Source organism: uncultured Sphaerochaeta sp. (assembly GCF_963676625.2).
Lineage (GTDB): Bacteria > Spirochaetota > Spirochaetia > Sphaerochaetales > Sphaerochaetaceae > Sphaerochaeta.
This window is the reverse complement of record NZ_CAXXYB010000001.1, coordinates 110407-123228: the sequence shown is the minus strand read 5'-3', so window position 1 is coordinate 123228 and position 12822 is coordinate 110407. Positions and strand designations below refer to the sequence as shown.

At 40.3% G+C, this 12822-nt stretch carries 9 protein-coding genes; all 9 read left to right on the top strand.

Annotation, left to right across the window (positions count from 1 at the left end; translation table 11 throughout):
- The first annotated feature begins 105 nt into the window (after positions 1–105).
- The 9 genes from ACHZBG_RS00615 (at position 106) to ACHZBG_RS00575 (ending at position 12773) form a co-directional block, all read left to right on the top strand.
- On the top strand, positions 106–498 hold the full coding sequence (locus ACHZBG_RS00615) for a (deoxy)nucleoside triphosphate pyrophosphohydrolase (protein WP_320127494.1): 393 nt from the start codon (positions 106–108) through the stop codon (positions 496–498).
- Positions 499–500: 2 nt separating this feature from the next.
- Positions 501–3470 carry a DEAD/DEAH box helicase gene (locus tag ACHZBG_RS00610; protein ID WP_320127493.1) on the top strand — a complete coding sequence of 990 codons (2970 nt, stop codon included), beginning with the start codon at positions 501–503 and terminating at the stop codon, positions 3468–3470.
- A gap of 205 nt (positions 3471–3675) precedes the next feature.
- Positions 3676–4893, top strand: a complete 1218-nt coding sequence (locus ACHZBG_RS00605; RefSeq protein ID WP_320127492.1) for an ROK family transcriptional regulator — start codon at positions 3676–3678, stop codon at positions 4891–4893.
- A gap of 197 nt (positions 4894–5090) precedes the next feature.
- Positions 5091–6131, top strand: a complete 1041-nt coding sequence (locus ACHZBG_RS00600; RefSeq protein WP_320127491.1) for a galactose ABC transporter substrate-binding protein — start codon at positions 5091–5093, stop codon at positions 6129–6131.
- Between the two features lie 441 nt (positions 6132–6572).
- On the top strand, positions 6573–8075 hold the full coding sequence (locus ACHZBG_RS00595) for an ATP-binding cassette domain-containing protein (protein WP_320127490.1): 1503 nt from the start codon (positions 6573–6575) through the stop codon (positions 8073–8075).
- A gap of 12 nt (positions 8076–8087) precedes the next feature.
- Positions 8088–9107, top strand: coding sequence for a galactose/methyl galactoside ABC transporter permease MglC (gene mglC, locus ACHZBG_RS00590; RefSeq protein WP_320127489.1), 1020 nt, complete (start codon positions 8088–8090; stop codon positions 9105–9107).
- Positions 9108–9109: 2 nt separating this feature from the next.
- A complete protein-coding gene (locus ACHZBG_RS00585) occupies positions 9110–10093 on the top strand; it encodes an aldose 1-epimerase (RefSeq protein ID WP_320127488.1) in 984 nt (327 codons plus the stop codon).
- A 13-nt stretch (positions 10094–10106) separates the two neighbouring features.
- On the top strand, positions 10107–11486 hold the full coding sequence (locus ACHZBG_RS00580) for an alpha-glucosidase/alpha-galactosidase (RefSeq protein WP_320127487.1): 1380 nt from the start codon (positions 10107–10109) through the stop codon (positions 11484–11486).
- 9 nt (positions 11487–11495) lie between these two features.
- On the top strand, positions 11496–12773 hold the full coding sequence (locus ACHZBG_RS00575) for an alpha-glucosidase (protein WP_320127486.1): 1278 nt from the start codon (positions 11496–11498) through the stop codon (positions 12771–12773).
- Positions 12774–12822: the final 49 nt, after the last annotated feature.

Genomic DNA, 12822 nt, shown 5'->3' with positions numbered 1-12822 from the left:
ATAAAATCGAATGGATGACCAAGAGAAAAAGTTCCCGGTTTTTTCTTTTAACCTGGAATAAATGCCGACCAGCTGCTAGGATGATCTGCAAGGGGTTTTATTGCAATGAAGCATATCAATGTTGCTGCCGCCATATTGATCAAGGACGGAAGGGTTTTCTCTGCCCAACGCAAGGATTTCGGCGAAATGGCCAAAAGATGGGAGTTCCCTGGAGGAAAGCTAGAACAAGGAGAGTCCGGAGAGGATGCCATCGTTCGGGAGATCAAGGAAGAACTTGCTACTGATATCCGAGTGGAAAAATATCTTGCGACTGTTGATTACCAGTATAAAACCTTTTCATTGACCATGAATGGATACCTTTGCGAGGTAGTATCAGGTGAGTTGTCGCTCTCTGAGCATCTGTCTTCAAGATGGCTTTCAAAATCAGAGTTGTATAGTGTTTCCTGGGCCGATGCAGATATTCCTTTGGTCAAATTAGTCGAAGAGCTACTGGTGTAGATATGGGAGTAAACAAGGTCAGGGAACAACTTCCTCAAAATCTCCATGCTGGTTTCATTGATGGTTCCATCCAGACTTATGGAAACTATCGACCCCGTCTTGTGCTCAATGATCCTCCCCGAAGCAAGGTATTGACTACACTCATTGAAGAACTCGACCAGTGTACTGAGTTTACCTTTTCTGTGGCCTTCCTTACCTCAGGAGGCGTTGCCATGCTCTTTCAGGCATTGTGTGATGCCCAGAAAAGGGGAGTAAAGGGGAAAATACTTACTACCGACTATCTGAATTTTACGGATCCAAAGGCTATACGTGATCTTTGGGAGAAATTTCCCAATATTGAAATCAAGATTTACTGTGGGAAACCTTTTCATGCGAAAGGGTATCTTTTTTACCATGGCAATGAAGATTATGCCTCTCTGGTCATCGGAAGTTCCAACCTTACCCATGAGGCTTTGGCTACCAATAGGGAATGGAATGTCCGGTTGGTTTCCTTGGGCAAAGGAGATTTACTGGTAAAAACCCAGGAAGAATTCAACGATGCCTGGAACTCAGCTGTAGAAATAAGCAAGGCCTGGCTCATACATTATGAAGAAATTTACAAGAACATACATAGGCATACTCCTTTTGTTCCACTTTATGGAGGACCTGACCTTCTTGGTGAACAAGAACCTATTGCTGGTATTATTCCCAATTCAATGCAAGATGAAGCGCTGAAGTCACTTACCTCGCTCAGAGTGCAAGGAAAAACCAAGGCCCTGCTTATCTCTGCAACAGGAACAGGCAAAACCTTTCTTTGTGCCTTTGACGTCAAATCCTATAAACCTGGGCGCTTTCTCTACATAGTGCACAGGGAACAGATTGCCACTGAATCAATGAAGAGTTTCAAGAAAATTGTAGGGCCTGAGGTCTCCTATGGCCTTCTTGGTGGAAGCGGGAAGGAACAGGATAGCCAATATATTTTTTCCATGATCCAGACCTTATCCAAGGACGAAGTCTTGCACTCGTTTACTCCGGACTGGTTTGATTACATCGTAGTTGATGAAGTGCATCGGTCTGGCGCAGAATCCTACAAAAAGGTTCTAAATTATTTCAAACCCAAGTTCCTGCTTGGCATGACAGCAACCCCTGAACGCTCCGATGGCTTTGATATCTATGCCTTGTTTGACAATACCATAGCCTATGAGATTCGGTTGAACCAAGCCCTTGAGGCCGACTTGCTCTGTCCCTTTCATTATTTCGGTATTTCTGATCTTGCCATTGACGGGAAGACCTTGGAGGATCTAGCAGATTTCTCTCATCTTCGGATAGCCGGGCGAGTAGAAAAAATACAACAAATAATCGATCGATATAGTATTGGGTTGAAAAGAAGACGTGGTTTGATTTTCTGCAGTCGTAACGAAGATGCCCTGATACTATCCGATCAACTCAATGACTTGGGATTCAGGACTCTGGCTCTAAGTGGAAAAGATACTTTTGTTTCCAGAAATGCTGCATTCAAGCGTCTGGAACTTGAAGAAGTACCTGACAGCCTGGAATATCTCATTGCCGTCGATATCTTCAATGAAGGCATTGATATTCCTTCCTTGAATCAAGTTGTCTTACTCAGACCTACTCAGTCGGCTATTATTTTCGTTCAACAGATTGGCCGTGGCCTGCGAAAGTTTCCTGGCAAGGAATACCTTACCATCATTGATTTTATCGGCAATTATGCAAATAATTTCATGATTCCCATTGCCTTGTATGGTGATACCTCCTACCGAAAAGATTCCCTGAGAAAAGTGATGAGCAGCGGGAGTCTTTCCTTGAGTGGGGTTTCCACGGTCAGTTTCGACCGCATAGCAAAGGAACGAATATATAAAGCTATCAATGAGGCATCTTTCTCTTCCTTGAAATTTCTCAAGGAAGAATATTTCAAAGTCAGGGCAAAGCTGGGAAAGGTTCCCGCTCTGTTGGATTTTATTCAGCTCAATTCCATCTCCCCTTTGTTGTTTCTCGAGAATTGCAAGAACTATGCAATTTTCAAGATGAAAGTCGAACCTGGTTGGTTACCCAAGCTATCAGCCTTGCACCTTCAAAGCCTTTCCTTCTTTTCGAAGGTGATTTGCCCGGGGCTGCGTCCTTACGAGGCTGTAATCATTTCTCTTTTTCTCGAGAGTTGCCAAGCAGTTTCTCTTGAGAAAATCATTGACCAAGTCGAGATGAATTATGGATTCAGGCCAGAAAGAAGAAAGCTACTCTCGGCTCTTTCTGTATTGGGGAATGGATTCTTCCAAAAATCGGCACGAAACAGATTTGGACAAGTATCCTATTGTTCGCTCTCTGGAAATACGGTCGTTCCATCCGAGACCTTTCTTTCCTTGTTGTCCAATGAATCATATCGACAGGAAATGGAAGATATCCTTCGACTTGGGGACTTTGAATATCGGCATGCCTATTTGGACAACAGGGATGAACAGGATCTGGTACGCTACAGCAAGTATACTCGCCAGGATGTTTGTCGCTTGTTGGGCTGGGCAAAGGACGAATCCTCTACAATCTATGGGTATAAATTGCATTATCCTACCATGACCTGTCCTATTTTCGTTACCTATGACAAAGATACTGAGTCCATTGACCCTAGCATCAATTACGAGGATGGATTTATTTCACCCTCTGAGTTTGCCTGGGAGACTCGTAACCAAGTCAAACTTGGCTCCAAGGAACCCAAGGCAATACGAAACGATGATCCTGAGGAAAGATTCAAAAAACTCTTGTTCATAAAAAAGAGTGATGATGAAGGTTCGTCTTTTTACTATATGGGCGAGATGGATTTTCTTTCCAATTGGGAGACAACCAAGCACAATAAAAAGGGGAAGACCCTTTCTGTGGTTGCAATGCGTTTCGCGATGAAAGAGAGCGTTGACGATGCACTCTATAAATATTTGGAAGAAGATTTTCTCCAGGTTCCTCAACTCCCTGTTGCCTGCATTTGACAGGTTTCCTGTTCCAAGGACCTGAATAGTCAAAATTACCTAAAAGTTTTGCAGGGTTCCTTCTGTAATAAATTGATTATCGGAATGATAACCGTATTGAAAATAATATTAATTCCTTTGCCTGTTAGGGACTTTCTCCAGAAAGCGATGCAACTGAAAAATACTTATCTTGTTAATAATCGATAACTGGGATAGTATTTTGGGCATGGTAACTTCAAATAAAGTAAATTTGCAGGAAATGAATCTACAAAAAATCCTGAAAGTCATAGTAGAGGAAAGAATTGTTTCCAGAGCGGATATTGCCAAGAAAACCAATATTACACCAGCGACAGTTTCTACACTTGTACAGATTCTTATAGATCGAAAGATCGCAAAAATGGGAAATTTTGCAAGTTCTACTGGAGGACGAAGGGCCGTATCAATAGAAATTGACAATGGTTCCCTCTATTGTTTGGGAGTTACGGTAAAAAAGAGAATGGTTACAAGCGCCATTGTGAGTCTTGCCGGAGATGTGATTGCAAGGCAGGAGAATTTGTATCCTGTTCCCAGTACTACTGAAAAAATATTAGGTACGTTGGTTAGTTCCATAGATGCTCTTCTGGAAATTGCCGAACAAAAAAAACTGAAGATAATTGGAATTGGGGTAGGTGTACATGGTGTTGTTGATTATCAAAATGGAATATCAGTATTTGCACCTGCTTTTCAATGGAAGAATATCCATATAAAAAAACTTCTTGAGGAAAAATATTCCTATCCCATTCTTGTGGACAATGATGTCAGGGTAATGGTCCTGGCTGAAAAATACTTGGGAAAATACAGACAACTGGAGAATTTCATTTTTCTGAGTCTGGATTCTGGAGTAGGCGGAGGTATCCTGATCAATGGCAAGGTCCTCAGGGGAGTGAGTTCGGCAGCTGGCGAAATTGGGCATATCAGAGTTCAGGAACAAGGCTATAAATGTGTTTGCGGGAATTATGGTTGTCTGGAGACTGTTGCTTCCGAGGTGGGGCTGGTCAGATGTGCCTTGGACGAAATAAAACTTGGTTATCCAACTCTCATTACTGAATACATTGAAAATGATGATCTAAGCAATGTAAATTTTGAAGTAATTTATCGAGCTGCGCTGGCCAACGATGCTTTAGCGCTACGAATCCTCCAAAAAATGGGTGATTATGTCGGGAATGCACTGGCCGATATCGTAAATATGTTCAATCCCGAGATGATAATTATTGGTGGCAAGATTTCTCTTGCCTGGGATCTTTTCAAGGATGAAATAAGAAAAACTGTCATATCCCAATCAATGACAGAATGTAATGAAGATGTCTTGATTGTCAAATCTTCGTTTGATGGGGCTGCAGGAGAAATTGGGGCTGCGGCACTTGTCATTAGCGATCTATTTGAGAAATCATTATTTAATGATTAAATAAATAAAAACAAACAAATTTAGACACATTTAAATAATTGCCAATAATTATGGTTTTTTTCTTGCATATTCTTGCAACTATGATATTCTTACAGTCAGAAAAGGAAATAACAGGTAGAAAAATGTATGTACTTAATTTATTAGTTAAACAAAGTATAACACTTTTTATCTGTTTTTCACAAAAAAGGAGAAAAGTAATGAGAACAAAAGTTTTGACGATTTGTCTGGCTTTATTGGCAGTCTGCTCAATGAGTGGGTTTGCAAATGGCCAAAGTGAAAGTGCCAAAGGTAAGGATTCCCTGCCTGTTATTGGTGCAACAATTTACAAATATGATGATAACTATATGTCATTTGTAAGAAAGGCCATTGAAAATGACGCACCGGGTAAGGCTACTCTACTTATTGCGGATTCAATGAACGATCAATCGAAGCAAAATGACCAGATTGATACCTATATTAATAAGGGTGTCCAAGCCCTGGCTGTCAATCTTGTTGATCCTGCAGCCGGTGGAACTATTGTGGCAAAAGCACGGAAGGCTGGTATTCCTATCATTTTCTTCAATAAAGAACCTGATAAAAGCGTCATCATGGGCTATGACAAATGCTGGTATGCCGGTATTACCTCTGCAGAATTTGGTATCCAACAGGGCCAGATGATCGTGGATGCCTGGAAAAAAAATCCCCAATGGGATAAAAATGGCGATGGAGCCATCCAATATGTATTGTTGAAAGGTGAGCCGGGACATCCAGATGCCGAAGTGCGAACTACCGAACCAATCAGAATTATCAAAGAAGCTGGAATTGGAGCAGATGAACTGGAATTGCAGACCGGTATGTGGGATGCTGCCAAGGGTAAGGACCTGATGGAAACTTGGCTTGCAAAACATGGTGATTCAATTGAATTTGTTATTTGCAACAATGATGCAATGGCTTTGGGAGCTGTTGAAGCTTTGAAGGCCGCCGGATATTTTACTGATGGGAAATACATGCCTGTTGTTGGGGTTGATGGACTTCCTGAAGCTATTACCTTGATTGAAAAAGGCCAAATGCTAGGAACTGTCCTCAATAATCCAAAAGCTCTTGGCGACGCAGCCTTTGAAATGGCTCGCAATGTAGCCTTGGGTAACGATCCTTGTGCAGGAACCGATCTGGTTTTGGGGGACCGAAAGGATGTTCGTGTAAATTGCGAAATAACAATGAAAGGCAATCTGCAAAATGCTATTGATGCATATAAATAATACGCTGGTTTAAAAATAGTATGCGAGGAAAAATCAATAGTTCTTCGCATACTTTTTGTTTGACCCGAATAAAAATAATTGGAGGATCCCTGTCATTACCAGTGGAAAGAATAAGAAAAAGAGACAAAGCAAGATACAAGGAATACTTTCTAAAGCAGATTCTCCCTATTGCCCGTTGATTTTCTTCCGGATGGCCCAATGGAAAAATTATTGCTTTGATAATTTGCCCTATAAGAGAAAAACCAAGGAACTTACTTTCTCCTTGATTTGAAATTAGCTTCCCGATAGCAAAAATCAGGTGAAGGATAGATCACAGGCCTGGAAAAAGATGAAAAATGATTTTTGCACAATTCTTGCTTATGACTTACTGATGTACACGTTATGAAATAATTGGTAGTTAAGGAAATGTTTCCTACTTAATTATATATGGAGAAATAAAGTATGGATGATAAAAAGACTCTTTTGGTTGCTGAAAATATTTCCAAGGCATTCCCGGGAGTCCAGGCACTGGATAAAGCTCGACTGAGTGTGATGAAGGGTTCTGTTCATGCACTTGTCGGTGAGAATGGTGCCGGTAAGTCGACCCTCATGAAATGTATATTTGGAATTTATCATATTGATGAAGGTGAAATTCTTCTTGAGGGAAAACCCGTTAGTTTTGAGAGTCCAAAACAAGCATTGGACAATGGAATATCAATGGTTCATCAGGAACTCAACCAAGTAGGACGTCTAAGGGTTATGGATAATATTTGGTTGGGCAGATTTCCAATGAAGATGGGCTTGGTGATTGATGAAGAAAAAATGCTGAAGGACACCCAAAAAATTTTCCAGAATTTGGAAATTGAGATAAATCCTTTGGAAAAAGTCGAGAAGTTGTCTGTTTCTGAGCGGCAGATGATTGAGATTGCAAAAGCAGCTTCTCAAAATGCAAAGGTAATAGTGATGGATGAACCTACCTCATCCCTTTCTGAAAAAGAGGTCGAGCATCTGTTCAAGGTCATAAGAAAACTGAAAAACCTGGATTGTGGGATAATCTATATTTCCCATAAGCTTGAGGAAATATTTTCCATCGCTGATGAAGTCACGATTATGAGAGATGGCAAATGGATAGCGACGGAAAATATCAAGAATATAACAATCGATAAGGTCATTGCCCTGATGGTTGGACGTGAATTAACCCATCGATTCCCTGAGAAAACCAATATAGTGAAAGATGTTCTGTTTTCTGTAAAAAATCTGGAACTGGTGTATTCCCCTCTTGTCAAGGATGTATCATTTGACCTCCATGCCGGAGAAGTGCTTGGTATAGCAGGACTTGACGGTTCAATGAGATCAGAAGTGATAGAAGGTATTTTTGGGTACAGAACCAAATCGAAAGGAAACGTATTTCTGAATGGAAAACCATGCAAAAACAATAATTGCAGGAATTCAATAAAAAATAAATTTGCCTTGGTTACGGAAGAAAGAAAATATGACGGCATTTTTTCCGGTATGAGTGTAAGGAATAATATTGTTATTTCGAATCTTGACAAGTATTGCACTAAAGGAATCCTAAGCTCTGCAAAAATGAATAAGGATTCTGGGTGGGTTGTCGAAAATCTCAATGTCAAAACTCCTTCTGAACAGACAAAAATGAGGACTTTATCTGGTGGAAACCAACAGAAAATTATTTTTGGGCGGTGGCTTCTAACCCAACCAGAGGTGTTTTTATTGGATGAGCCTACAAGGGGTATCGATGTTGGCGCAAAGTATGAAATTTATCAATTGATACTCAATCTTGCCAACGAGGGGAAAGGTGTCATCATGATTTCTTCTGAAATGCCTGAACTTCTGGGAATAGCCGACAGAATTCTTGTTATGAGTAACGGCAAGGTTGCAGGAGTTGTCGATGCAAAACATACCAACCAGGAAGAGATCCTTCGCTTGGCTGCCAAATATTTATAAAGAGGAAATTGTATGACTGAAAACAAAACGATGAAAAAGAGTTGGTCAAAAAAAGCAATCCAGACAACTCTCATGAATAATGCAATATATATAGTTCTTTTTGTCTTGATTGTAATAATTACAATGGTAGATCCCACTTTTCTATCGTTGAAAAACTTCAAGTTCATTTTTACCCAAGCTTCGACAAGAATGATTCTTGCATTAGGTGTCAGTGGAATTATTGTCTTGGCTGGATGTGATTTGGCTATTGGCCGTTTTGTTGGGTTGGCAGCAGTCATTTCTGCCTCAATGCTCCAAGCTGCCGAGAATCCAAATATAATTTTTGCAAATCTTCATGTTCCCGTAATTGTGCCTGTCCTGTTGGTTACTGGAATTTGCGGAATAATATCATTTATTGATGGTCTCATTGTTACAAAACTATCCGTAACGGCATTCATAGCTACCTTGGGTATGCAGATGATTCTGTACGGCGTGACCTCCACCTACTATGAAAAAATCTGTCATGCATCTCCTGTTGGCAGCTTGAAAGATTCTTTCACTCAATTTGCACAGGGCGAGATTTTTCATATTCCTTATTTGATTATCTATGCAGTAATTGTGGCAGTCATTATGTGGTTCATATGGAATAAGACAAAACTGGGACGTAATCTATTTGCCATTGGAAATAACATGGAAGCAGCTGAAGTCTCCGGTGTCAATATCCACAAGACAATACTTTTGATTTATTTAATTGCTGGTTTGCTCTATGGTTTTGCCGGTGCGCTTGAGGTTGGAAGAACAGGTAGTGCGACTAACAATTTGGGCAATGGTTATGAATTGGATGCCATCGCTGCTTGTGTTGTCGGCGGGGTCTCCCTATTAGGTGGTGTCGGTTCGATTTTCGGTATTGTCATCGGTGTCATTATCTTTCAGGTCATCAACTATGGTTTGGTTTATATAAGTGTCAGTCCTTACATGCTGTATATAATCAAAGGTTCAATTGTAATCCTTGCTGTGGCAATTGATGCCCAGAAATATGTTAAGAGGAGATAGTCATGGCATTCTATTTTGATAAGGAGACCCTTGAAAATAAGGAGTCCTATCTGTTGGGCTACCAAAAAGAACAGGAAGGTGAGCATACTCTTTTGCTCAAGGTTTCTCCTGAACTTGGTAACAATATCTATTGTTTCAGGGTCGATGACTATGAAGTAATCCATTATGATACCTATTTTTCATTGCTTTCCTATTATACAGGTAATCCGATTCTGTATCCTTTTCCAAATAGACTCAGAAATTGCTTTTATGAGTATGACGGCAAACAACATTGGCAACAAAAGAATGGCATTCCGGTATTCATGCATTCTCTTGTCTATGATGAGAGTTGGAAGCATGGGGAGCCCGTTATTTCCTCCGATTCCGTAACACTGAAAACTTGGTTGAATATTGATGAAAAGCATCCGGTATTTGAAGGCTTTCCCTTTGTCCATACCCTAACGATTACTTTTGAGCTTACTAAATTGGGTTTCAGCATTGTGTATGGAATTGAAAATAAGGGAACTGAAAGGTTACCTTATGGAATTTCCTATCATACGTTTTTCAATAAGTTGTGTGGGGATGCCGGTTCATTCATACGAGTTCCTGCAAAATATATGATGGAATTGACTGATGATTTATTGCCAACAGGAAAATTATTGGAGGTGGAAGGACAGCCTTTTGATCTGAGGGAACCTGTTCCTTCAGGCAAATTGAATCTTGACAATTGCTTTACCGGCATGATCGAAGGGCAACGGGTGTTTGTAGATTATCCAGCCTTGGGGTTAAGGATATATATGGACGCAACAGAAGATTTTACTCATATGCAAATATTTACACCAAAACAAAAACCATTCTTTTGTGTGGAAAAACAAACTTGTTCGACTGATGCCGTAAATCTTGATGCAAAGAATTTCAAGCAAGAAGCGCATTTGTTGAGTGTTCTTCCAGGAGAAACAAAAACGGGTAGGGTCTCTTTCTCGTATGCCTTTAAAAAAAATAATTAGGAGATAATCACGTATGATAAAGATTTCATTGATTGGGGCTGGCAGCGTAGTGTTTTCCAAACAGCTCATGGTAGATATCTTGAGTTTTCCAGAATTCACGGATTGTACATTTTGTCTGGAAGACATCGATTCCGAACGATTGGGTATGATAGAAAAAGTTGCCAAGATGCTTGTGTCCCAGCGCAATTCAAGAGCAAAAATTGAAATTGTGAAAACCATCAAAGATGCCGTAATTAGTGCAGATTTTGTTATCAATATGGTCCAAGTGGGAGGATTTCCCTCTACCCTTATTGATTTTGAGATTCCTGCAGAATATGGTCTTAAGCAGACGATAGCTGATACTATGAGTGTTGGTGGTATGTTTAGGGCGTTGAGGACTATGCCAGTACTGGATGAGATTTGTTTGGCAATTAGGCAATATAATCCTGAGGCAACCCTTCTCAACTACACCAATCCAATGGCAATGCTATCCCTTTATGTACAAAAAAAATACCCAGATATTCATTATGTCGGCCTCTGCCATAGTGTGCAAACAACCTCTAAGCAATTGGCACTATATCTGAATATTCCCTATGAAGAGCTCCAATATAAAGTTGCGGGAATAAATCATCAAGCCTGGTTCCTTGAATTGAAATATAAGGGAGAAAACCTTTATCCGCAATTGCTTGAATTGAAGCGAAAGATTGATGAGAATTCCAATTTTGTACCTGAACACTTGTATGCTTACAAGGGAAAGGATTCCTGGTTCAGGGAAAATTTCAAGGATAGTGCAGCAGAAACTTTTGCCACTGATAAAGTCCGTTTTGATATGCTTGGCAGGCTTGGCTATTATGTGACCGAGTCAAGTGAGCATAATGCTGAATACTGTCCTTATTATCTCCATGATCCAAAATTGGTGGAAGAATTCAGAATCCCGATCAATGAATATATAAGACGTTGCCAGATTAATTTGAAAGAATTCGAAAACATTAAGGCTACCATTGCTGCAGGTAAAGAGTTGCATGTCGATACAAGTCAGGAATATGCAGGATTCATTATCCATTCCATGGTTACGGGTAGTAAACAGACAATTAATGGAAATGTACTCAATCATGGGTTGATTACCAATTTGCCACAGGATTGCTGTGTGGAAGTTCCTTGTCTCATCGATAGAAACGGAATTCAACCAACTTATATAGGGAAACTTCCGGAACAGCTTGCAGCCTATAATCGGACAAACATCAATGTTCAGATGCTGACTGTATCTGCGGTATTGGAAAAGGATAAAAGTCATATCTATCAGGCTGTCATGATGGATCCCCTTGCCTGTTCAATGGTAAGTCTGGCCAATATGAATAAGATGGTTGATGCCTTATTTGAGGCGCATGGTGATCTTATTCCTTATTTTAAATAGGAGGAACGTATGGCAAAAATAGTATTGATTGGTGCAGGAAGTGCCATGTTTGGTCTTGGTGCGTTAGGCGATATCTTCAAGAGCAAAACGCTGATTGGTAGCGAGATTGCTCTTGTGGATATAAATAAGGAAGCCTTGGAAAATGTTGAGACCGTTACCCGAAAATATATTAAAGACAATGGTCTGGATTATAGGATCACTGCTACGACAGACAGGACAAAAGCACTTCCAGGGGCTGACTTTGTACTGATTTCCATTGAAATCGGTAATCGATATGAACTGTGGGAAATGGACTGGAACTTCCCGTTGCATTTTGGAATCAAGCAAACCTATGGTGAGAATGGCGGGCCTGGCGGAATTTTCCATTCGTTGCGGATCATTCCCCCAATTCTTGCTATTTGTGGAGATATTGAAGCGCTCTGTCCTGATTGTCTGGTAATGAATCTCAGCAATCCTATGACGAATATAATGACTGCTATATCGAAAAAATATCCTAAGTTGCATGTGATCGGATTGTGCCATGAAGTGTCATCCATGTTGACCCATCTTCCAAAAATATTGCAAGTTCCCTTTGAAGACCTGGATATACGTTGTGGTGGATTCAATCATTTCAGTGTGTTGCTTTCTGCAAAGAATAATAAGACAGGAGAAGATGTCTTCAATGAAATCATGCATAAGGCTCCAGCTTATTTTGCCGGTACTGAGGAAAGAGGTCTGTTCCTGGAAATAATGAAATATTTCAAACGAATACCCATCACAACAGATAGTCATTTTAGCGAATATATTCATTGGTCGCAGGAAGTAGCCGATCATGCAGGAATAATGAATTTCTATACAAATTATAAGAAGGAATGTCTGGGGCATCAGGTTGATATGTATGACAGACTGCAAAGTGGTACGATGCCTGAAGAATACTGGAGGGTAGTTCCTATCATAGAGGGGATCCTGAATAATACCGGTCATGAAGAGCTTGCCGTCAATATTATCAATAATGGGTATATTTCATCTCTTCCTGAAGATATGATAGTGGAGGTTCCCGGATTTGTAGATAAAGAAGGTGTGCGCGGTATAAATATTGATCAAATCATGCCTTTAGGGTTCAGCAATCTATTGATGAACAGGGTAGGAGTGCTTCGCACCTGTGCCGAAGCTGCTATTCAGGGTTCCCGTGAATTGGCTTTGCAGGCTCTGCTTATTGATCCGACAAATAACAGTATCCTGCAGACAGAAAAGCTGCTTGATACGATTATTCTTCATCAGAAAAAATATCTTGGATATCTGAAATAAGTAGCTGGATTCTTTGCTATCAATATTCTCATTGATAATGACAATAAGA